This is a genomic window from Nocardia aobensis NBRC 100429 (assembly GCF_000308375.1).
Taxonomy (GTDB): domain Bacteria; phylum Actinomycetota; class Actinomycetes; order Mycobacteriales; family Mycobacteriaceae; genus Nocardia; species Nocardia aobensis.
Genome location: NZ_BAFQ01000075.1, coordinates 12,371 through 33,900 on the forward strand (window position 1 = coordinate 12,371; position 21,530 = coordinate 33,900).

A 21,530-nucleotide genomic window follows, 5' to 3' on the forward strand; every position below is an offset into this window, starting at 1 on the left:
ATCACCGTGCAGCACAGGACGACTCTGGACAGCAAAGTACAGTAAGCGCATCGTTACTATACTTTTTAGTGCTTAACGTATAGTAACGACCTCTTTGCTGTACTTTAGGCGCTCAACCTCTACCCGGGGCGGTCGACAGCAGCGTGTGGCGCGTCGGGTGGGCCGCGCGGTGGGGCTGTTCGCACCGGCCTGGTTCACATGCATCGAACGACGAGCGTCCGGCCGCTTCGTGAAGATGGTGACACGACAAGGGCGTCCGGGCTTATCGGCCCGAACGCCCTTGCGGCACAGAGGGTTAAGTAAGGTCGAAGCCGCCGCTCCCGAGGCGGGCGGTGAACGCATCCCAGTCGGCGGGGGCGAACACGAGGGCGGGGCCGGTGGGGTTCTTGGAATCTCGGACGCCGACGTGGCCCTCGGGAAGGTGGGCGACCTCGACGCATTCCTTGCCCGACGAACTGCGGCTGGACTTGAACCATTCGGCCTTGGATAGGTCAACGTTCACGCCTGGTGCTCCTTCGCTATTGCCGAAATCAGGTGCCGGGTGTCGTGTTCATTCAAAGCTACCCGCTGGACTGCGTTCAGCGCAGCGCGATAGCGCTGGACTTCCTCGGCGCGCTCCAAGTACAGATCGCCGGCATATGCCTCGATGTACACGATCGGTGGTTCGGTCAACTTCGATTGCGGCAGCTCGGGAAAGTCGAGAAGGATGAACGATCCGGCCAATGGCCCGGTGTGACGGCGAGCGTTGAAGGGGACGACCCGCACCGAAACGTTGGGCCGTTCCGATTCATCAATGAGGTGGTGTAGCTGTTCGGCCAGCACGTGCGGGCCGCCGACCTGGTCACGGACAGCGGCTTCGGACAGAACTACCTCCAGTGTGAAGCCGGGATCGTCGAGGCGCCTTTGCCGCTGTACGGTCACTTGCAGACGTCCTTCGATAGCTTCCGGCGTCAGCTCGGGAATTTCCGACCAAGCCAAGGCCCGACGGTAAGCAGGCGTCTGCAACAAACCTGGCACGATCCCTGTCTTCCACGCGGTCATATGGCTGGCAGCCTCTTCCAAGGAGAGGTAATGGTCGAATCCGCTGGGGATTTGGGCATCGGCATAAGCCCTCCACCACCCGCCTCCGCGCTCGCGTGAAGCCCGCACCTCGGATACCAACCCCAGCAACGTCCGCCGGTCCTCATCCGACGCCTCATAGAAATCGCACAGCGCATTCACCTGCAGCCCAGTGGTTCTCGTGGACAGCCCCTCTTCGATGCGGCCGATGGATTGGGGTGAGGTTTCGGCGGCGCGGGCGGCGGCGGCCTGCTTCAGCCCCTTGGCCTCGCGGAGGCGGCGCAGTTCGCGCCCCAAGGCGCGGCGGGCGAGGGTGCTGCCGGTGACGGACATATCGTTAGCCTCCCTAGTGATCGATCCTGTTTCTGGAAGCCACCCTGTGGTGGCGTTCGAAGTTCTGTCCCCGTAGTGAATGTCCGGGATCCGTGAAAAACATTCGGGCGCTTGCCTATTCCGGATGCGGGACGTTTCGAGTGTACTGGCATCCGCCTCGGTAGCCGGGAAGAACCAACCGCCGAATTCCTCTCGCCTTTCGCGGGACGGCGGTCTCCGGCCCCGGCTATCGGGCATGCCAGCACCGAAAACGGCAGGAGCGCACCGATGTACGGACATCCGATGGCCTATCACGTCGAGATCACGGCGGTGATCGCTCGACGTCGCCCGCGCGTTGTCGGTCGTATTCGCAGTCCGGTGCCGCAGTCGGTCTGTGTATCGAGACATGTTGTCCACCAGCACTTTTGCGTTTGCAAGATGGAGGCGGCAAACGGCTCGGTTTAGCGGCAGGATTGCGCTGTGAATATTCAAGGAGCAATTTCGCTGACGGTTGCCGAACCTGTCCGGGTATCGCCCTCGGCATCGAATATGGGGGCGAGTCCCGGCGCTCTTCCCGGCAATCATCTCGGCTGCGGCGAACGTCCGGGCATGATGTCGGACGCGATTTCCACTCCGCCCCGCCCGGTAGTATTCGTGGCGATCGCGAATCTGTTCATCCGGGAAGGAAGCTTCGGCTCCGGGCGAAGGCGAATACGCCGGCGCCGATCACAGCGGTGGAGGAGAGCGCATGGCGAAAACGAATGTGGCCGAGCAATTCGTGCACGTGCTCGTACAGGCCGGAGTGCGGCGGATCTACGGCGTGGTGGGGGACAGCCTCAATCCGATCGTCGACGCGGTGCGCCGCACGCCGGAAATCGAATGGGTGCATGTGCGCAACGAGGAGGCCGGCGCCTTCGCCGCGGCGGCGGAGGCGCAACTGACCGGCCGCCTGGCCGTCTGCGCGGGTAGCTGCGGTCCGGGTAACACGCACCTGATCCAGGGCCTCTACGACGCGCACCGCACCGGAGCGCCGGTGCTGGCACTGGCCTCCCACATCCCCTCCGACCAGATCGGCACCCAGTTCTTCCAGGAAACGCATCCGGAACGGCTCTTCGTCGAATGCAGCGGGTACTGCGAAATGATCAGCCGGCCCGAGCAGATGCCGCGCATGCTGCGGATCGCGATCCAGCATGCGCTGGCTCGTCACGAGGTGTCGGTGGTGGTGCTGCCGGGCGATGTCGCGCAGCTGGACGCCGCGCACCCGACCGGCGAGACGAGTCTCGTCTCCGAACTCGGCCACGTCATGCCCGCCGCCGAACAGGTGCAGGCGCTCGCCGACGCGCTGAACGCGGCGCGCACCGTCACGCTGTTCTGCGGTGCCGGCGTGCGCGACGCGCACGAGGAGGTGATGCGGCTCGCGGAACTGCTCCACGCACCCATCGGGCACAGCCTGCGCGGTAAGGAATGGATCCAGTTCGACAATCCCTACGACGTGGGAATGAGCGGTCTGCTCGGCTACGGCGCCTGCTACAAGGCGATGCACGAGGCCGACCTGGTCGTGCTCGTCGGCACCGATTTCCCCTACGACGAATTCCTGCCGGGAACCGATACCGTGCAGATCGACCACGACGCCGCCCGCCTCGGCCGGCGCACGCCGCTGCAACTGGCCGTGCACGGCGACGTCCGGGAAACCCTGCGCGCGGTTCTACCCCTCCTGAAGCAGAAGTCCGACCGCGAATTCCTGGACCGCATGCTCGGCGAGCACTGCCGGCTGCTCGAGCAGGTCGTCGACGCCTACACCCGAAATGTGGCCGACCACAAGCCGATTCACCCCGAATACGCCGCCGACATCCTCGACGACCTCGCCTCCGACGACGCGATCTTCACCGTCGACACCGGCATGTGCAATGTGTGGGCGGCGCGCTATCTGACACCGAACGGCCGTCGCCGGGTGATCGGGTCGTTCCTGCACGGCACGATGGCCAACGCCCTGCCGCATGCCATCGGCGCGCAATTCGCCTATCCGGACCGGCAGGTGATCTCGATGTCCGGCGACGGCGGATTGGGCATGCTGATGGGTGAGGTGCTCACCGTGGCGTTGCACCGGCTGCCGGTCAAGATCATCGTCTTCAACAATTCGTCGCTGGGTATGGTGCGGCTGGAGATGCTGGTGGACGGCCTGCCGAACTTCGAAACCGACCATGCCCCGGTCGATTTCGCCGCCGTGGCCCGCGCCGCGGGCATCCACGCGGTGCGAGTCACCGAACCCTCCGACATCCGCGCAGCCCTCGCCGAGGCGCTGGCACATCCGGGCCCCGCGCTGGTCGACCTGGTCACCGATCCGAACGCCCTGTCCCTCCCGCCGCACATCACCGCGGCGCAGGTGCGTGGCTTCGCGCTCGCGGCCAGCAAGATCGTGCTCACCGGCGGGGTGGGCCGCATGATCGACATGGCCCGGTCGAATCTGCGTAACGTGCCGCGATGAAAAGCGCTGCTTCCCAGTGAGATTCGTGGTCGCCGAGCGAGACGAACCCGCCCGGCCGACCCTCACACGTACTGCTCGCGCAACTTGCCCTTGACCAGTTTTCCCGTCGGTGTACGGGGCAGTTCGTCGGCGAAATCGACGCTGCGCGGCACCTTGTAGTGGGCGATGCGCTCGCGCAGGAAGTCGCGGAGTCGTTGCGCCAGTTCGGGTCCCGGCTCCGCGCCGGGTGCGGGCTGGACGACCGCCTTCACCGATTCACCCATCTCCTCGTCGGGCACGCCGATCACCGCCACATCGAGGACGTCGGGGTGCAGGGCCAGGGCGTCCTCGATTTCCTGCGGGTAGATGTTCACCCCGCCGGAGATGATCATGAACGCCTTGCGGTCGGTCAGGAACAGGAACCCGTCGGCGTCGATGTAGCCGATATCGCCGGTGGTGGTCCAGGTCGGGTGATCCGGGTGAATCGCCTTCGCGGTCTTCTCCGGATCGTTGTGGTAGTCGAACGGGACTTCCTCGCGTTCGAAATAGATGGTGCCGATCTCGCCGGAGGGCAATTCGCGCCCGTCGTCGTCGCAGATGCGAACCGCGCCCAGGCCCGCGGGCCCGACCGAGCCGGGTTTGCGCAACCACTGCTCGCTGTCGATGAAGGTGGCGCCGTTTCCTTCGGTCGAGGCGTAGTACTCGTGCAGCACCGGCCCCCACCAGTCGATCATCGCCTGCTTCACCTCCACCGGACACGGCGCGGCGGCGTGGACGGCGACCCGCATGCTCGAGACGTCGTAGCGGGCACGCACGCTCTCGTCGAGTTTCAGCATGCGCACGAACATCGTCGGCACCCACTGGCTGTGGGTGACGCGATAGCGTTCGATCGCGGCCAGGGCCTGTTCGGCGTCGAAGCGCTCCAGCACCACCACGGTTCCGCCGAGAGCGTGCACCACACCGCCGAACCGCAACGGCGCGGCGTGATACAGCGGAGCCGGCGACAGGTACACGGTGTCGGTGTCGAATCCGTAGAGCGGGCCGAACACCGCGGTGTAGGTGTCACCCGGCGCGTCGCCGACCTGACGATCCGGCAACGGATGTTTGATGCCCTTCGGGCGGCCGGTGGTGCCTGACGAGTACAGCATGTCGGCGCCACGCGGCTGATCCGGCAGCGGCTCCGCAGAGGATGCGGCCAGCGCCTTGTCGTACGAGTCGTATCCGGGAACAGGTCCGCCGAAGGCGAGCCGGATCCCGACCTCGGGCGTCTGCGCGACCACCCGCTGCGCGACATCCGCCAGCTCCGCCGACACGATGAGCGCCCGTGCGCCGCAATCGTTGACGATATAGCTGATCTCGTCCGCGGACAGGTGCCGGTTGACGGCCGTGATGTAAAGGCCGGATCGCAACGCCGCCCAGTAGACCTCGTACACCTCGAGCGTATTGCCCGACAGCAGCGCGACGTGATCGCCCTTGCGCAGGCCCGCATCGTAGAGGTGGCGCGCGAGGCGAACCGAGTTCTCCTCGAGTTCGCGGTAGGTCAGCGCCGCACCGCTCTCGGCCAGCACGACCGCCGGTTTATCAGGGAAACGATCGACATGCGCACCGGGGTACATCCTGCTCCTCCACAACACCGCCGACGGCCCGGACGCGACCGCCGGTCGAGAGGGACCTGCCTCGCCGCCGCGACACCGGCCCCGCCGAGACACCGTCCCGACGAGCGCGACGATAGCGGAAAGTGAACGACGATTCGTGAGTTATCGCCAAACTGGCGGGGGCCGCCTCCGAGTGGGCGAAACCACGCGGTTCGTAGTGCGCGCTCGGTCGGCACTGTCCTCGCGCCCAGGTATTTGGGGGCATAACAGGTCCGTCGACCATGGCCGGGTTGGGCGTTGCGGCACATGCCGATCCGGCCGGTGCCGATGTGGAGGTGTACACCTACTGCGGCGGGGCGCTGCCCGGCTTTCCGCCGCCGTTGCAGGTGATCGTCCGCAATATCGGCACCGCGACCGCGGAGAATGTGGCCGTGACCTATTGGACGCCGTTCGGCCCGTCCGGATCCGTCATCAAACCCACGCTGGCACCGGGCGAAATCGCCAAATACACGGTCGGCACCGCGCGCACGCTGGAACCGATCACCGCCCGGGTGACGAGCACGACGCCGGATGCGAACGCCGGCAACAACTTTGTGCTCCAGCCGATGGTGTGCTTGGCGTCGACCTAGCCCGCCCCCGTCGCGGCGTCGGCGTCCCGTCGACGGCGCCACGACGCAGGGCCACGACCCGGTGGGGGAGTCTACGAGTTGGCACCGCCTGGCTGTCCGTCGAGGATGTGCGCGTACGGGTCGGCGTCGGCGCCGATGTGCTCGGGCATCGGGTAGTAGGTCTTGATCAGCAGGTTGCCGTCGGCGTCCCAGGCGAAGGTCTCGATGCTGTGGACCATGATGATGTCGTCACCGGTGCCGAATCGGTTCTCGCACACCCAGGCCATCTCGTCGCCGTTGACCTGCACGGTCAGCATGGTGATCCGCAGCAGGCTCTGGAACAGATCCCACGCGTGGGTGGTGACGGTGTCGAAACCGGTCTTCTCCTCCGTGCCGACCGGGTCGAACATACGTACTCCGGCCGGGATCATGGTGCGCCATGAGGCCACCCATTCGTCCTTGCGGCCGGCGTTCCACAACCCGGCATGTCGAGTGGCATGTGCGAGCCGCGCTTCGCGGGTGGGAACTTTCGACACGATCAGCCTCTTCCGGTCCGGCGCTGCGCCACTCATCGGCATATCGCGCTCGCCCGGACACCAGACTAGACATCTGTCTGGAAATCGGCAATCCATCGATTCTCAGCACCCACGAGAACCGCCGGTCGACCAGGTGCTGCGGATTTCGTAACCGACAGATGCTCGCTCCAGATCCCGCCGCCGATCGGGGCGCGATGCGTGCTGCCTGCAGTACTCACCGCCGCTATCGGTGATCCTGGCAAACAGCATCCGGCGAGTGGACCTCGAACGAGGAGTTCGGCGCACCACGCCGGGCGTCTCGTTGGTGCGCTGTCGCGGCTGCCATGCGGCATTCGATCAGTCCCCGGGCGGCGAGTCTCCCGGCGGCCCAGCGGGCGCAAACCGCCAACTGGAGTTCCTCGTCACGCGGCCCGCGTTCGAGGCGGGGCCGCCCGGTGCGACACCATTGCTCGGCGAAGGTGACAGCGATCCACGGTCGCTCGTCGTCGCCGTCCAGGTACCCGCGCCGTCCAGGTACCCGCCCGCCGGATGTGGGTCGGGCTACAGCCGTGTCGGCGATTCCGCGGCCGCGACCGTCGCCGCGACGGAACCGGCGCGTATGCCGGTGAACCCGCGCGGACCTCGGCGCTCGCTTAGGCTGAGCCACAAGCGATGTCGACAAGGAGCTCCGACCTATGGTGAACCCGTACCAGCCCGGATATCCCGCACCGCAACCACCGGGCTGGGGTGTGCCACCGAATTACCCTGGCGCTCCGTCGTTCTCGCGTCCTGAAGCTGCGGGTAACCGTGCTGTCGCCGATGTCGTGGCGGGCGTCGCCTCAGCGGTAGCGGCCATTCTCGGTGCGGCGCACTCTATATGGGGATTGATATCCGCGCACGGCTACGGCTTCTGGGAATACGGAAACGGCGCGCATGTCATCGTGTTCTGGGTGTGCTCGCTGACCGCCCTGGTCGGCGGCATTCTGCTCGCCTCCACCGGCTCCCGTCACCGACGGGTCCGCGTCATCACATCGCTGGGTTCGGGTGCCGTGTTCATCGCGACCGCGCAGGAGGTCCTCACCGCCTACTTCGTCCACTACATGCCCCTGTCCGACAGCGGAAACTGGTTGGTCATCCCCACGGCCGTCGCGATCCTCACGGCTGTGGGAGCTCTGCTCGTCGGGAAGCCGGACACCCCGCCGGCACCTGGCCCCGGTTACCCCGGCGTGGAGCTCCATCCGGGCGCGACAGCTCATCCCGGCACCCATATGTCACCGCCGACTCCCGCACCGCAGCCCTGGTCGGCGTATCCCGGCGCAGCAACACCGGGCTATCCTGTCGCGTCTCCCGCCTACCCGAGCGGTACGCCCGGTTATCAGGTTCCCGCGATCCACGCGGTCCTCGAGTCTCCGTCATCCGCTCCCACGCCTCATGGCTGGCCGTCGTATCCGGGCGCGGCTGCTCCCGGCTATCCGGGTGCCCCCACGCCGGCCTATCCGGGAGCGCCGGACTACCCGCTCGCTCCGTCGGATGCCCAGGGAGATCCGAACGTCGATGCCGGTCCGCACCCGATCGCCGGTCCGTACGCCGCCGGCACGCCGTGGCCCCAAGCCGGTACGCCATCGCCCGAAGCTCACCAGGCCGCCGCACCGGCCGCGGGCGCTGCGGGTCCGCAACCGGGTTACGCATCCACACCGGAACAGCCCGGCGGCAACGATTCATCGTCCGCTCCCGCCATCCATGCGGGCCCGAGTGGCGCGCCGCCTTCGGAACCGCATCTGCCTCAACAGTGAAGCGGGGCCGCGCGTGTGGCGGAGGAGACGGCCGTCCCGTGCGAAACACCGAACGGCTAATGGGTGTCCGGGCCGCCGGAGCCGCACTCCAAGCGCGCGGCGCGAGACGGTCGGAATGCCCCGCGGGTTTCGACCCGGCGCACCACGCGCGATTGTCGGCGGGACGGTGAACTAATCGTGCAAACCTCGTGGATTTTTGCGGTTTTCCGCCATTGTCGCGGAGGTTTGCACGAATAGTTCAGCCGCGGAGAAGATTCCGCGTGGGGGCGCGGCGTCCGTTCCGCCCCTGCCGGATCAGGTTGCGCGGTGCCGTCTCACTCGGTCGGCCGTTCTGCCGGTACCCGGTGGGCGGCGATCGGCCGGAGGTGTTCGCGCAGCTGATCGCCATGGGCGCCGAAGATCTGTTCGTCGGTGTCTACGGCGACCCTGATAGCCGCGGACGCCAAATCTCTTCCCGCGGCGGTGAGTTCGAGCCGGAAGGCACGGGCGTCGGCGGGGTCCGGGTGGCGCCGGAGCATGCCGCGCTCCTCCAGGACACGGATTACCCGCGACGCCATCATCCGGTCGGTGCCCGCCATATCCGCCGCCTGCTGCTGAGTGGGGCGTGCGCCGTGGCGCGCCAACCATCCGGTGGAGGCCAGCAGATTGAATTGAGTCGGCGTCAGCCCGAGCGGGCGCAGGTTCCGTTCCAGCGTTGCTCGCCACTCGAGGGCGGCGTGATGCAACCAGAACCCAGGGGACAGGAGCGGACCCTGGGGTACTGCCCGCGTCGGTCGTTCAGCCACGCCGTGCCGCTTCCGCCGCGAGGGCCGCGAAGGTGCGCGGCATATCCGCCCGCATTCCCTTTTCCCAGATGAGTTTGAACAGCGGTCCCATCGGTCCGTGGACCTCGACGTTCTCGGAAACCCGCACCGTGCCGTCGCCGAGCGGCTCGTAGGTGCGCCGGCCCCGCAACTTGCCGAACGGCAGGCCCGCCTCGCTGGTCCACGACTGGCCAGGTTCCACCGCGACGATCGTGAACGGCCCCGCGGGTGCTCCCTTGGGCTTCACCCACCCCTTGGTTCCCGGGACGAACGGCCCGTCGAGGCGGGCCTTCTCCTCGTGCGGATCCCATTCGGCCCAGCGCGCGACGTCCGTGGCTACCGCCCAGATCCGGTCGATATCGCCTGCTATTACGGCTTCTTCGGTGAACGAGTACATCATGGGCCGCCTCCAGTTTGTTGCTGCAACAACAATAACTGTTGTTGCAGCAACAAATCTAGATCGTGGCTGATTTCCGCTGGATAGGTGGACTTCGCCGTCCTGTCCTGGCGCTAACTCCGATAGCGGAACAGGATTCGGCCCCTGGTCAGGTCGTAGGGGCTCAGCTCCACCAGGACCCGATCGTCCGGGAGGATCTTGATGTAGTTCATCCGGACCTTTCCGGACAGGTGGGCCAGGACCTGGTGGCCGTTGGGGAGTTCCACCGTGAATGTCGCGTTACGCAGGCATTCCACGACATGCCCCTGAACTTCGATCGCTCCCTTCTTCATCGCCACACCAACTCCAGCGTGCTGTTCGACCGCTCGGCGCCGATGCCCTGGAACAGGGTGGTGGCCGGCGCGTTGGATTCGTCGATTTCGGCCGCTGCCCAGGTTTTCCCGGCACGGTGCAGCGAGCTGAGCGCCCGGCCCAGCAGGGCGCGGGCGATGCCGTGCCGGCGTGCGTCGGCGCGGACCGCGACCAGTCCGATGCGCGGCAGCCGAGTCGGTTGCGCCACCCGGCACCACCCGATGTACCGGCCGGCTTGGGCCGCCACTACGTAATTCGCCGGATCGATCGGTGGGGAGATCACCTCGGCCGGCATGGTGTGCCAACCGGCGGTGGCCTCGACTTCGGCGCGTACGGTACGGTCCAGTTCGCGCAGTGAATGCGCTTCGGCCGCACCGAAATTCAGGATCTCGATGTCCGGCGGCGGTGCCGAATCGAGTCCTGCGATCGCAGGATCGGTGGGAACCCGGTATTCCCATTCGCGCCGCCGGGGCGCGAGACCCGCCCGGCGCCATTGCGTGGTCAGCTCGAGATCGGCCTCGTCGACCAGCGTGTACAGCGGTTTCGGCAGCTCGGACAGCATGGCGCCGACGAGGCGATCGAAGGCCTCGTCCTGCCAGGAGTCGATGCTGAGAAACAGTCGCCCATCGGGCCGCGGTGACGCCTCACCACGACCGACCAGCCGGTCGCCGGTCAGCGCATGCCACTGCCGGTCCGCGATGCGCGTCACCATGAGTTCGGAAGAATGCATTGTCGTCCCCTCTCGGGATCGCTCGGACGAGCACTCCCGATGACGACGTGCGTCAAACGTCCGATCGTGAGAACGGGGAGCGCCCAAGGAATGCCGTGAAAATGGGACTCACCCCCTCGCGTGATCAGGTCGGACCGCATGAGGCTATCAACTCGACTATCCGCCGCCAACCCATTTTCCGAGCCGCCGCTATTCACCGCGCAATCTGCGGTGAATATGCCACCTCGACGACGTCCCGCACCCCGCTCGTGAATGAGCTTGCATGATCGTGCATAATCATCACATGGCGGATACCTCGAGTGGGCCCGTGGTGCGGGTCGCGGTAGCTGGTGCGAGCGGATACGCGGGCGGTGAGGTCCTGCGTGTGCTGCTGGGGCATCCGGAGTACCGAGCCGGGCGCCTCGAGATCGGGGCGCTGACCGCGGGATCCAATGCCGGGACCAAGCTGGCGCAGTCGCAGCCGCATCTGCTGCCGCTGGCCGATCGGGTGCTCGAAGCGACCACGGTGGAGGTGCTGGCCGGGCACGACGTGGTGTTCCTCGGGCTGCCGCACGGCCAGTCGGCTGCCATCGCGCAGCAGCTGCCGGAGTCCACGGTGATCATCGACTGCGGCGCCGACTTCCGGCTCACCGATCCGGAGGACTGGGAGACCTACTACGGATCCCCGCACGCCGGCAGCTGGCCCTACGGTCTGCCCGAGCTGCCCGGCGCCCGCGAACAGCTGCGCGGGGCCACCCGCATCGCGGTCCCGGGCTGCTATCCGACGGTGTCGAGTCTGGCCCTGGCCCCGGCGGTCGGGGCGGGCATCGTCGAACCGGAGGTGACCGTGGTCGCGGTGAGCGGCACCTCGGGCGCCGGCCGCAAACTCGATGTGGGTTTGCTGGGTTCGGAGGTGATGGGTTCGGTCCGCGCCTACAACATCGCCGGCGCACACCGGCACACGCCGGAGATCGCGCAGAACCTGAAGGCCGCGGCCGCGGCCACGGGCGTCGAGATCGGCGATGTCGCAGTCTCTTTCACGCCGGTGCTGGCCCCGATGCCGCGTGGCATCCTGGCCACCTGCACCGCACGCCTGCGCCCCGACGCCGCGGGTGCGGTGGCCGACCTCGCCGCCGCCCGCGCGGTGTACGACAAGGCATACGGCGACGAACCGTTCATTCACCTGCTGCCCGAAGGCGTACTGCCGCAGACGGGTTCGGTGGTCGGCTCCAACGCCATCACCCTGCAGGTCGCCGTCGACACCGCCGCGCGCACGCTGGTGGTGATCGGCGCGATCGACAATCTGACCAAGGGCACCGCGGGCGCCGCGGTGCAATCGATGAATCTCGCTCTCGGTCTCGACGAGACCGCCGGACTTTCCACCGTAGGAGTGGCACCGTGACCGACACCGATATCGCCGGCGGCAAACTGGTCCGCACCCAGGGTGTGACCGCACCGCTCGGATACCGGGCCGCCGGCATCGCAGCAGGCATCAAAGCCAACGGGAAGCTCGATCTGGCACTGGTTTTCAACGAGGGGCCCGATTATGCGGCCGCGGGCGTGTTCACCCGCAACAAGGTGAAGGCCGCGCCGGTGCTCTGGTCGCAGCAGGTGCTCACCAGCGGGCGTCTGCGCGCGGTGATCCTGAACTCCGGTGGCGCCAACGCCTGCACCGGCCCGGGCGGATTCCAGGACACCCATGCCACCGCCGAGGAACTGGCGAAAGCGTTGAGCAACTGGGGAACCGAGACCGGGGCGGGCGAAATCGCGGTCTGCTCGACCGGTTTGATCGGTGACCGGCTGCCGATGGACAAACTGCTGCCCGGTGTGACCGAGATCGTGCACGAGATGGCGGGCGGCCTGTCCGGCGGCACCGACGCCGCGCACGCCATCATGACCACCGACACCGTGCCCAAACAGGCCGCGTTCCACCACGCCGACAAATGGAACGTCGGCGCGATGGCCAAGGGAGCGGGCATGCTCGCCCCGTCCCTGGCGACCATGCTCGTGGTGGTCACCACCGACGCCGCCGCCACCCCGCAGCAGCTGGATACGGCGCTGCGCAATGCGACCCGGCTGACCTTCGACCGGCTCGACGTCGACGGCTCCTGCTCGACCAACGACACCGTGTTGCTGCTGGCCAACGGCGCCAGCGGCGTCACTCCGAGCCAGGACGAACTCGACGCCGCGGTGCTGGCGGTCTGCGACGACCTCGCCGCACAGCTGATGGCCGACGCCGAAGGCGTCACCAAGCGCGTCGAGATCACCGTCACCGGGGCGGTGAGCGAGGACGAGGCGCTGATCGCCGCCCGCGCGGTCGCCCGCGACTCGCTGGTGAAGACGGCGTTCTTCGGTTCCGACCCGAACTGGGGCCGGGTGCTGGCCGCGGTGGGCATCGCGCCCATCGAATTGGATCCCGATCGGGTCACCGTGTCGTTCAACGGAAATCCGGTGTGCGTCAACGGAACCGGAGCTCCCGGCGCCCGAGAGGTGGATCTGTCCGGTCCCGATATCGCGGTGCTGGTGGAACTGGGCCTCGGCGAGGGCACCGCCACCGTGCGCACCACCGACCTCTCGCACGGCTATGTCGAAGAGAATTCGGCCTACAGCTCATGACCACCGAAGCGACACCGGAGATTCCGGTGACCACTCAGGATCTGTCGGCACTGGACAAGGCGCACGTGCTGGCGGGTGCGCTGCCGTGGCTGCAGAAGTTCCGCGACAAGATCGTGGTCGTCAAATACGGCGGCAACGCCATGATCGACGACACCCTCAAACACGCCTTCGCCGCCGATATGGCGTTCCTGCGCACCGTCGGCGTGCATCCCGTGGTGGTGCACGGGGGAGGCCCGCAGATCAGCGCCATGCTGAAGAAGCTCGGGTTGCAGGGCGAATTCCGCGGCGGCTTCCGCGTCACCACCCCCGAGGTGATGGATGTGGTGCGGATGGTGCTGTTCGGTCAGGTCGGCCGCGAACTGGTCGGGCTGATCAACGCGCACGGCCCGTACGCGGTCGGCATCTCCGGTGAGGACGCGCGGCTGTTCACCGCCACCCGCCGCACCGTCACCGTCGACGGCGAGCAGACCGATATCGGCCTGGTCGGCGACGTCACCGCCGTCAATCCGGACGCGGTGCTGGATCTCGTTCGCGCCGGGCGCATTCCGGTGGTGTCGACCATCGCGCCCGATGCCGACGGCGTGGTACACAACATCAACGCCGATACCGCCGCCGCGGCGCTGGCGCAGGGCATCGGCGCGGAGAAACTGGTGGTGCTCACCGATGTCGAAGGCCTGTACACGAATTGGCCCGACCGCTCGTCGCTGACCACCCATATCGATACCGACGCCTTGGCCGCACTGCTGCCGAGCCTGGACGCGGGCATGGTGCCGAAAATGGAGGCATGCCTGCGCGCTGTCGAGGCCGGCGTCCCGACCGCGCACGTGATCGACGGCCGGGTGCCGCATGCGGTACTGCTGGAACTGTTCACCGGGGAAGGTATCGGAACGATGGTGACCCCTCCCGAGACGGCAGGAACGACAAACTCATGAGCGACAACGTCACGAGTACGGAGCAGTTGCAGCAGCGGTGGTCGTCCGCGCTGATGAACAACTACGGCACCCCGAAGGTGGCGCTGGTGCGCGGCTCGGGCGCGGTCGTGTACGACGCCGAGGGCAACCGGTACGTCGACTTCCTCGGCGGTATCGCGGTCAACAGCCTGGGCCACGCCCATCCGGCGATTCTGGAGGCCGTCACCCAGCAGCTCGGCACCCTCGGCCACGTCTCGAATCTGTATGTCAGCGAACCGGTTCTGGAACTGGCCGAGAAGCTGCTCGCACATTTCGGTGACGGACACGGCCCGATCGGTCAGGGCCCGGAGGAGGCAGCCGGCGTAACCACGGAGGGCCCCCGATCGGGCCGCATCGGACACGGCCGGGCGTTCTTCTGCAATTCGGGTACCGAGGCCAACGAGGCGGCGTTCAAGATCGCACGCCTCACCGGACGGCACAAGATCGTCGCCTGCGACGAGGCCTTCCACGGCCGCACCATGGGCGCGCTCGCGCTGACCGGACAGCCGTCGAAGCGGGCGCCGTTCGAGCCGATGCCCCCCGGTGTCGTGCACGTGCCCTACGGCGACGCCGCGGCGCTGGCCGCCGCGGTGGATTCCGATACCGCCGCAGTCTTCCTCGAGCCGATCATGGGGGAGAGCGGCGTGGTGGTGCCGCCGCTGGACTATCTGGCCGAGGCCCGCCGGATCACCTCCGAGCACGGTGCGCTGCTGATCCTCGACGAGGTGCAGACCGGAATCTGCCGCACCGGACCGTTTTTCGCCCATCATGCCGCGGGCATCGTGCCCGATGTGATGACCCTGGCCAAGGGTCTCGGTGGCGGCCTGCCCATCGGCGCGGTGCTGGCGCAGGGCCCGGCGGCGGAGCTGCTCACTCCCGGCCTGCACGGCACCACCTTCGGCGGTAATCCGGTCAGCGCCGCGGCGGCGCTGGCGGTGCTGCGGACCATCGACGAGCAGGGACTGGCGGCCCATGTCGAATCGGTCGGCAAGACGCTGATCGACGGCATCGAGGACCTCGGCCATCCGCTGATCGACCACGTGCGCGGCGCGGGGCTGCTCATCGGAATCCAACTGACCCAGGACGTTTCGGCGAAGGTCGAGCAGGCCGCGCGCGCCGCCGGCTATCTGATCAACCCGCCGAAGCCGAATGTGATCCGGTTGGCCCCGCCGCTGATCCTGACCGAGGCGCAGGCGGAGGGTTTCCTCGCCGATCTGCCCGGCATCCTCGACGCGGCTTCCCAGGAGAGTGAGTGACCATGGTGCGGCATTTCCTGCGTGACGACGACGTCACGCCCGCCGAACAGGCCGAAATCCTCGCGCTGGCAGCGGAATTGAAGGCGGCGCCGGTCTCCCGGCGGCCGCTGGACGGGCCGCGCGGGGTGGGTGTGATCTTCGAGAAGAACTCCACGCGCACCCGATTCTCCTTCGAGATGGGCATCGCGCAACTGGGCGGGCACGCGGTGGTCGTCGACGGTCGCGACACCCAACTGGGCCGTGAGGAAACCCTCGCCGATACGGGCCGGGTGCTCTCGCGCTATGTCGACGCCGTCGTCTGGCGGACCTTCGAACAACATCGGCTCGACGAGATGGCCTCGGCGGCAACGGTTCCGGTGGTGAACGCGCTGTCCAACGAATTCCATCCCTGCCAGGTGCTGGCCGATCTGCTGACCTTGCGGGAGCAAAAAGGCGAGCTCGCCGGCCGCAAACTCACCTACTTCGGCGACGGTGCGAACAATATGGCGCATTCGCTGCTGCTGGGCGGCGTCACCGCCGGGCTGGACGTCACCATCGCCGCGCCCGAGGGTTTCCGGCCCTACGACTGGGTGCTCGAGGCCGCCCGCAAACGGGCCGCCGAAACCGGCGCCACGATCACCCTGACCGACGATCCGGTCGCGGCGGCCACCGGCGCCGACGCCCTGGTCACCGATACCTGGACCTCGATGGGACAGGAGAACGACGGCCTCGACCGGGTCGGCCCGTTCCGTCCGTTCCAGCTGAACGCCGAGCTGCTCAGCCACGCCGCCTCGGATGTGGTTGTACTGCACTGCCTTCCGGCGCATCGCGGCGAGGAGATCACCGACGAGGTGCTCGACGGGCCGCACAGTGTGGTGTGGGACGAGGCCGAGAATCGGCTGCACGCGCAGAAGGCGCTGCTGGTGTGGTTGCTGGAGCGACGATCGGGCGGTGCGGCGTGAGCACGGCGAGAGCGAACGGGTCGGCTGCCGGATCGGAGGGTCCGCGCACCGGCCCGGCCATCGCGCGCACCCGCGCCGGGCGCCAGCAGCGCATCGTGGAACTGTTGTCCGCCAACGCGGTTCGCAGCCAGACCGAGTTGGCGGCCCTGCTCGCCGACGAGGGTATCGAAACCACCCAGGCCACGCTGTCGCGCGATCTGGACGAGCTCGGCGCGGTGAAGCTGCGCGCGGCCGACGGTGGCGCCGGAATCTACGTCGTTCCCGAGGACGGCAGCCCCGTGCGCGGCGTCACCGGCGGTACGTCCCGGCTCTCGAAACTGCTCGGCGATCTGCTGGTCTCCACCGATCACAGCGGTAACCTCGCGGTCCTGCGCACGCCGCCGGGCGCGGCGCACTTCCTGGCGAGCGCGCTCGACCGCGCGGCCCTGCCCGAAGTGGTCGGCACCATCGCCGGCGACGACACCATCGCGGTGATCGCCCGCGAACCCATGACGGGTGCGGAACTGGCCGCGAAGATCGAACACCTGGCATAGACGGCCGAATCGGGGATCGACCCGCCTGGTACGTGTGCGTCACGGTGTCAGCCCCACGGCCGCTCGAAGTGCCGCCCTCCCGCGTTCGGCGGCGTGGGGATCGTCGAGTAGCTGTATTTCCTGGTTGACCGCCATCGTGATGCCGATGACCGTGGTGACCAGCTCGTCGACCCGACGATGAGGCCCATTCGATTCCGCCTGGTACGCAACGATTTCGGATTTCAGCGCTGCGCGGGCGCTTTCCACATACGCGCGCAGGCGGTCGCGGAGCACCCCCGGCCGGCCGTCGAGTTCGGTCGAGGCCGCGGTGACGAAACAGCCTCCCGGAAACGGGCATTCGGCCAGATAGCCGATCCAGTTGTCGATCAGACGCGTCAGCCGTTCGGTGCCCGGGGGTAACCCGTCCAGCGGGGTGATCACCGCCGCTCGAAAGATCGTCCCGGCCTGTTCCAATGCGCTCAGCTGCAACTGTTCACGCGATCCGAAGGGCCCCACGACCCCGGCCTTGCTCATCTCCAGGCTCTCGGCGAGCGATCCGATGGTCACCCCCTCCACGCCGATCAGCGAGGCCTGGTCGACCGCGGCCGAAATGATGCGCTCACGGGTGTGGGCGGCGTCCGCGGCGGAACGGCGAGGAGACATGAGCTCAGCATAGCGGCCGATCGTTCGCTATAGTCATTTGGCGAACGCGCGTTCGCTAAAAATTGAAAGGTGTTGTCATGAGCGAACTTCTGCGGCTGGACGCGATGGCTCTGGCCCTGATCGGCCACGACGTGGTCACACTCGACGACGCGGATCTCGCCGCGCCGACGCCGTGCGCGGGATGGAATGTCGCCGACCTGATCGCCCATATGAACGAGCGGCACGAGGCGGTCAACGCCTCCGTGCTCGGGACCACGCTCGACGGCGTGGACGATCCGCGCGAGGTGTTCGCGCAGATCACCGCCCGGTGGATCGCCGCGATGGAGCGTTCCGGCGAGGTGGTCGCGTTGCCGCGGTCGGGCTCGCTGCCCATCGAACACGTGCTCGGCGTCCATCTGGTGGACATGCTCACCCACCGCTGGGATCTCGCCCGGGCTTTGCGCCGTCCCTGCCCGGTGCCGGCGCGATTGCTGACCGCGGCCCTGCCCATCGCACGCTCGATCACCGCGCCCGGCAGTCCGCTCAACGGCCCGGGCGGCGCCTATCGCCCCCGGCTGGCCGAGGACCGATCCCGCCCGCCGCTGGACGCCATCGTGGCCCTCCTCGGCCGCGATCCGGACTGGCGCGGGTGAGCGTGCGGCGCTACGGCTTTCGGGCGACCGCGCCCCAGCAGTTGACCTGCTTGTCGAGCCAGGACGGGGGTTCGATGCCGGGACGCCAGCGGTTCACCGCGACCACGCCCGGATCGAGCAGTTCGAGGCCGTCGAAGAAGGCGGTGAATTCGTCGCGGGTGCGAGCCTGCGCGTAGACGGCGCTGCGGCGATACATCTCGAGCGCCCGGTCCATCCCTTCCGGGTCCAGATCGGCGGTGATGTGTGACGCGATGACGAACGAGCCGGGCGCGAGGTTGTCGAGCAGGGTCTTCAGCACGCCGGCCGGATTCTGGTCGGCGGACAGGAAATGCAGCACCGCGACCAGGCTCAACGCCACCGGACTGGCCAGATCGAGGGTCTCGCGCAATTCCGGTGCCGACAGGATCGCCTCGGGATCGGTGAGGTCGGCCCGAATGAAGGTGGTGCGGCCCTCGGGCGATCCCGCGAGCAGGGCACGCGCGTGAGCCAGCACCACCGGGTCGTGGTCGACGTACACCACGCGGGCCTCCGGCGCCCGCTCCTGTGCCACTTGATGCAGATTGGGTTCGGTCGGGATGCCCGTGCCGATGTCGAGGAACTGTTTCACTCCGGCGTCGGCGAGGACGCCGACCGCACGATGCATGAACTGGCGGTTGTGCCGGGCCGCGATCCGGACCGTCGGAAAGCCCTCCATGACCTGCTCGAGGGCGCGGCGGTCGACTTCGTAGTTGTCCTTGCCGCCCAATGCGTAGTCGTAGATGCGGGCACTGCTGGGCGCCTCGGCATCGGAGGTCGCATTGCTGTCGGATGCGGTCATCACAGTCCTGTCGGCGCGGGATCGTGTCGTTCGGATGGTATTCGAAACCAAGCGCTCATGCACGGATTCCCGGCCGACCGGAACATGTTGGCGATCAATGGGATTGGCCGAACCGGACGCGGCAGCCCGCCGATTCCGCCGACATTCCGGACCTGCGACGTGAATCGGACGGATCAGCCGGCGACGGCCGGGGCGAGCACCTCCTCGCACCACTGCCGGAAACCGGTGGGGGAGTAGGACTCCGGTGTGCGCGGCGTGTCGTAGAGGCCGTCCTCGACCGCGGCCGACATATCCACCAGGCCCTGCGCCCAGGCCGCGCTCATCCCGTGTGCCGTCAGCGACGCCGCGTAGTCGGCCGCCGGGACCTGTTGGTAGGCGACCGAGCGACCGAGCACCTCGGACATGATGCGCGCCATCTCGTTGTGCGACAGATCTTCCGGGCCACGGATCTCCACGCTGTCCTGTCCGGTCCAGGACTCGTCGAGCAGCAGTCGTGCCGCGACGGCAGCGATATCCCGGGTGGCGCACGTGGGTGCGCGGAGATCGCCGGAGATGGTGCCGAAGAAGGTCCCCAGGTTCCGGATCGGATCGACTTGCCGGAGCATGTTGTCCATGAATCCGGGCGGGCACAGCGACCGATAATGCACCCCGCTGCTCTCGATCAGCGCGTCCATGGCGAAGATCGCCGAAATCTGGCCCGCTTTACGGCCGCCTGCGCGACCCAGGCTCGATACGGCTACGATCCGGCCGACGCTGTCGAGCGCCTCGCACAGCGGCGTCACGAATTCCAGGACGTGCCCGGGGACGCTGGACGCCGACGGATTCGGCGGCACCAGCCAGAACACGGTGTCGGCGCCCTTCAGCGCGGCGGCGACAACCTCGCGATCGGAGGTCGACCCCTGCACCACGTCGACCCGCTCGCGGATGTGCGGGGCCAGGCGCGCCGGATCTCGGGTGATCACCCGGATCGGCTGGTCGCTGTCGGCGACGAGGTCGAGGATCTGGTGGCCGATACTGCCTGTAGGTGTGGTGACGACGATCATGAGCTACTCCCGAACGAGTGCGATGTAAGTAAACTACACCGTACCGTTTACTTTGACGGAAGGGAAGACCACATGGCGAGGCGTGGCGATCGACTGCGCGAACACATCCTGTGGACGGCCAAGGACGTCTTCCTCGAGGTCGGGTTCGAGCGGACGTCGATGGATGTGCTGGCCGCGCGCGCCGAAACTTCGAAGCGAACTCTGTACGCGCATTTCGAGAACAAGGACGCGCTGTTCCTCGCCGTCGTCGACTTCGTGCGGGGTCTGCATCTGAACCGGCTGGGGACTCCCGAGGACTACGGTGACGACCGCCTGGACGCGGTGACCGGATATTGCCTCGGATTCCTGTGGTCGGTGGTGTGGGTCCAGTCGGTGCGAACCTGCCGGCTGGTGATCGCCGAGGCGGAGCGGGTGCCGGCCGCCGCCGCCGACTTCTACGACGCCATTTTCGCGACCACGCGGCGCAACCTCACCGGATTCGTCGCGGCGCGGTGGCAGTTGCCCGAATCCGAGGCGCCGGCCGCGGTGGACGACATCTTCTCTCGCGCAATCCATCCGCGCTTCACCGCGGTTCTGTTCGGCATCGAGGACGCGCCGGGCGAGTGGCCCGACCGGCGACCGGGTCCCGCCGATCCCGACTACGAGCGGATTCGCCGGATCGTCACCGGCGTTCTCGGCGAGTCCTGACGCGTCCGGTCCGCGAACATGTCGGTGCCCGTTCCTAGGGTGTGCGCATGGCGCTGACCTTCGAGCGGTATTGCGATGAGATCGTGGCCCAGACCGAGTTGCTGCGTGCCGCGCTCGCGCACGCCGACACCGCGGTTCCCGTACCGAGCTGCCCGGGCTGGACCGTCGGGCAGCTGGGTCGTCACCTCGGCGGCGCACAGCGGTGGGCGCGGGCGGCGGTCGCGGGGCGGGTGCGAGAACCGTTGCCGGAGGACGACTTCGCGTTCCGGGATCTGTCCGGATATCTGGACGAGGAACCCGAAGAACTGCGCGGCTGGCTTGCCGAGGGCGCCGCGGATCTGTCCGCCGAACTTCGCCGGGCCGGGCCCGGCCTCGAGCTCTGGACTCCGGTGCCGGTCGTGCCGACCACGGACTTCTACGCCCGCCGCTTCACTCACGAAACGTTGATCCACCGGGCGGACGCCACGCTCGCCCTGGGGGCCGGCTATCACGCCGCGCCGGACGTGGCCGCGGACGCCATCGATCTTCGGATGAGTGCCGGGCTCGCACCACTCGGCATGCGAGCCCGCAACTCACGTCCTGCGGCTCAGGCCAGGGGATACTGTCCGGGCGGGTAGCTCCCGCCGAGGCCGCCGCCCGGCGTGCCCGCGCCGCCCGCGCCGATGAGGTCGGAGATGAGGGTGATCACCGATTGGCCGATCGCCAGCACATCGGATCCGATCGTGCCGAAATAACCTGCAAACGTGGAGAGCATGGGTCCGCCTTTCCCGGGGCATCCGAGGCCGTTCGCTATCAGGGTGACATATC

At 67.6% G+C, this 21,530-nt stretch carries 24 protein-coding genes; 12 read left to right on the forward strand and 12 right to left on the reverse strand.

Features of this window, described 5'->3' with window-relative positions; genetic code table 11:
• Positions 1-295: 295 nt before the first annotated feature.
• Together RJ03_RS10325 and RJ03_RS37055 are read right to left on the reverse strand one after the other, a co-directional pair.
• On the reverse strand, positions 296-502 hold the full coding sequence (locus RJ03_RS10325; protein WP_036500685.1) for a DUF397 domain-containing protein: 207 nt from the start codon (positions 500-502) through the stop codon (positions 296-298).
• On the reverse strand, positions 499-1,392 hold the full coding sequence (locus tag RJ03_RS37055) for a helix-turn-helix domain-containing protein (RefSeq protein ID WP_036500687.1): 894 nt from the start codon (positions 1,390-1,392) through the stop codon (positions 499-501). Before RJ03_RS37055 ends, RJ03_RS10325 begins: the two co-directional genes overlap by 4 nt.
• A gap of 727 nt (positions 1,393-2,119) precedes the next feature.
• On the opposite strand from RJ03_RS37055, the gene RJ03_RS10335 reads away from it, so the two are divergent.
• On the forward strand, positions 2,120-3,856 hold the full coding sequence (locus RJ03_RS10335) for a pyruvate dehydrogenase (protein ID WP_036500689.1): 1,737 nt from the start codon (positions 2,120-2,122) through the stop codon (positions 3,854-3,856).
• Positions 3,857-3,918: 62 nt separating this feature from the next.
• On the opposite strand, the gene RJ03_RS10340 is transcribed toward RJ03_RS10335, so the two are convergent.
• Positions 3,919-5,451, reverse strand: a complete 1,533-nt coding sequence (locus tag RJ03_RS10340; protein WP_036500691.1) for an acyl-CoA synthetase — start codon at positions 5,449-5,451, stop codon at positions 3,919-3,921.
• 260 nt (positions 5,452-5,711) lie between these two features.
• On the opposite strand from RJ03_RS10340, the gene RJ03_RS10345 reads away from it, so the two are divergent.
• On the forward strand, positions 5,712-6,059 hold the full coding sequence (locus RJ03_RS10345; RefSeq protein ID WP_036500695.1) for a hypothetical protein: 348 nt from the start codon (positions 5,712-5,714) through the stop codon (positions 6,057-6,059).
• A gap of 71 nt (positions 6,060-6,130) precedes the next feature.
• Here the strand turns inward: RJ03_RS10345 and RJ03_RS10350 are convergent, their stop codons facing one another.
• The gene (locus RJ03_RS10350; RefSeq protein WP_157163390.1) at positions 6,131-6,574 is read right to left on the reverse strand and encodes a hypothetical protein; all 444 of its coding nucleotides are present in this window, start codon (positions 6,572-6,574) and stop codon (positions 6,131-6,133) included.
• 674 nt (positions 6,575-7,248) lie between these two features.
• Here RJ03_RS10350 and RJ03_RS10355 point away from each other — a divergent pair.
• Positions 7,249-8,346, forward strand: coding sequence for a hypothetical protein (locus RJ03_RS10355; protein ID WP_157163391.1), 1,098 nt, complete (start codon positions 7,249-7,251; stop codon positions 8,344-8,346).
• 314 nt (positions 8,347-8,660) lie between these two features.
• On the opposite strand, the gene RJ03_RS10360 is transcribed toward RJ03_RS10355, so the two are convergent.
• From RJ03_RS10360 to RJ03_RS10375, 4 genes are all read right to left on the reverse strand, one after another.
• Positions 8,661-9,131, reverse strand: a complete 471-nt coding sequence (locus RJ03_RS10360) for a MarR family winged helix-turn-helix transcriptional regulator (protein ID WP_063820355.1) — start codon at positions 9,129-9,131, stop codon at positions 8,661-8,663.
• Positions 9,124-9,549, reverse strand: a complete 426-nt coding sequence (locus tag RJ03_RS34935) for an SRPBCC family protein (protein WP_051024532.1) — start codon at positions 9,547-9,549, stop codon at positions 9,124-9,126. The genes RJ03_RS10360 and RJ03_RS34935 overlap by 8 nt, the downstream gene beginning before the upstream one ends.
• A gap of 110 nt (positions 9,550-9,659) precedes the next feature.
• The gene (gene infA / locus RJ03_RS10370; protein ID WP_223273528.1) at positions 9,660-9,884 is read right to left on the reverse strand and encodes a translation initiation factor IF-1; all 225 of its coding nucleotides are present in this window, start codon (positions 9,882-9,884) and stop codon (positions 9,660-9,662) included.
• Positions 9,875-10,627: a GNAT family N-acetyltransferase gene (locus tag RJ03_RS10375; RefSeq protein ID WP_036500700.1), complete on the reverse strand. Its 753-nt coding sequence runs from the start codon at positions 10,625-10,627 to the stop codon at positions 9,875-9,877. The genes infA and RJ03_RS10375 overlap by 10 nt, the downstream gene beginning before the upstream one ends.
• A 283-nt stretch (positions 10,628-10,910) precedes the next feature.
• Here RJ03_RS10375 and argC point away from each other — a divergent pair, with 283 nt between their 5' ends.
• From argC to RJ03_RS10405, 6 genes are read left to right on the forward strand one after another with little or no spacing between them, the layout of a single operon-like run.
• A complete protein-coding gene (gene argC, locus RJ03_RS10380; RefSeq protein WP_036500754.1) occupies positions 10,911-12,008 on the forward strand; it encodes an N-acetyl-gamma-glutamyl-phosphate reductase in 1,098 nt (365 codons plus the stop codon).
• Entirely contained in the window at positions 12,005-13,222 is a 1,218-nt protein-coding gene (gene argJ / locus RJ03_RS10385) for a bifunctional glutamate N-acetyltransferase/amino-acid acetyltransferase ArgJ (RefSeq protein ID WP_036500701.1), read from the forward strand. Before argC ends, argJ begins: the two co-directional genes overlap by 4 nt.
• On the forward strand, positions 13,219-14,154 hold the full coding sequence (gene argB, locus RJ03_RS10390; RefSeq protein ID WP_051024533.1) for an acetylglutamate kinase: 936 nt from the start codon (positions 13,219-13,221) through the stop codon (positions 14,152-14,154). The genes argJ and argB overlap by 4 nt, the downstream gene beginning before the upstream one ends.
• Positions 14,151-15,428: an acetylornithine transaminase gene (locus RJ03_RS10395; protein ID WP_036500703.1), complete on the forward strand. Its 1,278-nt coding sequence runs from the start codon at positions 14,151-14,153 to the stop codon at positions 15,426-15,428. The genes argB and RJ03_RS10395 overlap by 4 nt, the downstream gene beginning before the upstream one ends.
• A 2-nt stretch (positions 15,429-15,430) precedes the next feature.
• The gene (gene argF / locus RJ03_RS10400) at positions 15,431-16,369 is read left to right on the forward strand and encodes an ornithine carbamoyltransferase (protein ID WP_036500705.1); all 939 of its coding nucleotides are present in this window, start codon (positions 15,431-15,433) and stop codon (positions 16,367-16,369) included.
• Between the two features lie 59 nt (positions 16,370-16,428).
• Complete coding sequence (locus RJ03_RS10405; protein ID WP_030518235.1) at positions 16,429-16,902, forward strand: arginine repressor; 474 nt, start codon at positions 16,429-16,431, stop codon at positions 16,900-16,902.
• A gap of 39 nt (positions 16,903-16,941) precedes the next feature.
• Here RJ03_RS10405 and RJ03_RS10410 read toward each other — a convergent pair whose 3' ends face one another.
• The gene (locus tag RJ03_RS10410) at positions 16,942-17,544 is read right to left on the reverse strand and encodes a TetR/AcrR family transcriptional regulator (RefSeq protein WP_036500707.1); all 603 of its coding nucleotides are present in this window, start codon (positions 17,542-17,544) and stop codon (positions 16,942-16,944) included.
• 77 nt (positions 17,545-17,621) lie between these two features.
• On the opposite strand from RJ03_RS10410, the gene RJ03_RS10415 reads away from it, so the two are divergent.
• Positions 17,622-18,176: a TIGR03086 family metal-binding protein gene (locus RJ03_RS10415; protein ID WP_036500708.1), complete on the forward strand. Its 555-nt coding sequence runs from the start codon at positions 17,622-17,624 to the stop codon at positions 18,174-18,176.
• A 10-nt stretch (positions 18,177-18,186) separates the two neighbouring features.
• Here the strand turns inward: RJ03_RS10415 and RJ03_RS10420 are convergent, their stop codons facing one another.
• Both RJ03_RS10420 and RJ03_RS10425 read right to left on the reverse strand, forming a co-directional pair.
• On the reverse strand, positions 18,187-18,993 hold the full coding sequence (locus RJ03_RS10420) for an SAM-dependent methyltransferase (protein ID WP_036500710.1): 807 nt from the start codon (positions 18,991-18,993) through the stop codon (positions 18,187-18,189).
• 173 nt (positions 18,994-19,166) lie between these two features.
• Positions 19,167-20,036, reverse strand: coding sequence for an NmrA family NAD(P)-binding protein (locus tag RJ03_RS10425; protein WP_036500711.1), 870 nt, complete (start codon positions 20,034-20,036; stop codon positions 19,167-19,169).
• 72 nt (positions 20,037-20,108) lie between these two features.
• On the opposite strand from RJ03_RS10425, the gene RJ03_RS10430 reads away from it, so the two are divergent.
• Both RJ03_RS10430 and RJ03_RS10435 read left to right on the forward strand, forming a co-directional pair.
• Positions 20,109-20,723, forward strand: a complete 615-nt coding sequence (locus RJ03_RS10430) for a TetR/AcrR family transcriptional regulator (protein ID WP_036500712.1) — start codon at positions 20,109-20,111, stop codon at positions 20,721-20,723.
• 47 nt (positions 20,724-20,770) lie between these two features.
• Complete coding sequence (locus RJ03_RS10435) at positions 20,771-21,340, forward strand: maleylpyruvate isomerase family mycothiol-dependent enzyme (protein ID WP_051024534.1); 570 nt, start codon at positions 20,771-20,773, stop codon at positions 21,338-21,340.
• On the opposite strand, the gene RJ03_RS37060 is transcribed toward RJ03_RS10435, so the two are convergent.
• The gene (locus tag RJ03_RS37060) at positions 21,310-21,477 is read right to left on the reverse strand and encodes a hypothetical protein (protein WP_157163392.1); all 168 of its coding nucleotides are present in this window, start codon (positions 21,475-21,477) and stop codon (positions 21,310-21,312) included. The two genes, RJ03_RS10435 and RJ03_RS37060, sit on opposite strands and share 31 nt — an antisense overlap.
• Positions 21,478-21,530: the final 53 nt, after the last annotated feature.

Coding starts and splice junctions, on each gene's coding strand:
- RJ03_RS10345 (WP_036500695.1), top strand. CDS start 5,712: ATGGCCGGGTTGGGCGTTGCGGCACATGCCGATCCGGCCGGTGCCGAT.
- argC (WP_036500754.1), top strand. CDS start 10,911: ATGGCGGATACCTCGAGTGGGCCCGTGGTGCGGGTCGCGGTAGCTGGT.
- RJ03_RS37060 (WP_157163392.1), bottom strand. CDS start 21,477: ATGCTCTCCACGTTTGCAGGTTATTTCGGCACGATCGGATCCGATGTG.
- RJ03_RS10410 (WP_036500707.1), bottom strand. CDS start 17,544: ATGTCTCCTCGCCGTTCCGCCGCGGACGCCGCCCACACCCGTGAGCGC.
- RJ03_RS10435 (WP_051024534.1), top strand. CDS start 20,771: ATGGCGCTGACCTTCGAGCGGTATTGCGATGAGATCGTGGCCCAGACC.
- RJ03_RS10425 (WP_036500711.1), bottom strand. CDS start 20,036: ATGATCGTCGTCACCACACCTACAGGCAGTATCGGCCACCAGATCCTC.
- argF (WP_036500705.1), top strand. CDS start 15,431: ATGGTGCGGCATTTCCTGCGTGACGACGACGTCACGCCCGCCGAACAG.
- RJ03_RS10430 (WP_036500712.1), top strand. CDS start 20,109: ATGGCGAGGCGTGGCGATCGACTGCGCGAACACATCCTGTGGACGGCC.
- RJ03_RS10395 (WP_036500703.1), top strand. CDS start 14,151: ATGAGCGACAACGTCACGAGTACGGAGCAGTTGCAGCAGCGGTGGTCG.
- argB (WP_051024533.1), top strand. CDS start 13,219: ATGACCACCGAAGCGACACCGGAGATTCCGGTGACCACTCAGGATCTG.
- RJ03_RS10335 (WP_036500689.1), top strand. CDS start 2,120: ATGGCGAAAACGAATGTGGCCGAGCAATTCGTGCACGTGCTCGTACAG.
- RJ03_RS10420 (WP_036500710.1), bottom strand. CDS start 18,993: ATGACCGCATCCGACAGCAATGCGACCTCCGATGCCGAGGCGCCCAGC.
- RJ03_RS34935 (WP_051024532.1), bottom strand. CDS start 9,549: ATGATGTACTCGTTCACCGAAGAAGCCGTAATAGCAGGCGATATCGAC.
- RJ03_RS10340 (WP_036500691.1), bottom strand. CDS start 5,451: ATGTACCCCGGTGCGCATGTCGATCGTTTCCCTGATAAACCGGCGGTC.
- RJ03_RS10375 (WP_036500700.1), bottom strand. CDS start 10,627: ATGCATTCTTCCGAACTCATGGTGACGCGCATCGCGGACCGGCAGTGG.
- RJ03_RS37055 (WP_036500687.1), bottom strand. CDS start 1,392: ATGTCCGTCACCGGCAGCACCCTCGCCCGCCGCGCCTTGGGGCGCGAA.
- RJ03_RS10415 (WP_036500708.1), top strand. CDS start 17,622: ATGAGCGAACTTCTGCGGCTGGACGCGATGGCTCTGGCCCTGATCGGC.
- RJ03_RS10355 (WP_157163391.1), top strand. CDS start 7,249: ATGGTGAACCCGTACCAGCCCGGATATCCCGCACCGCAACCACCGGGC.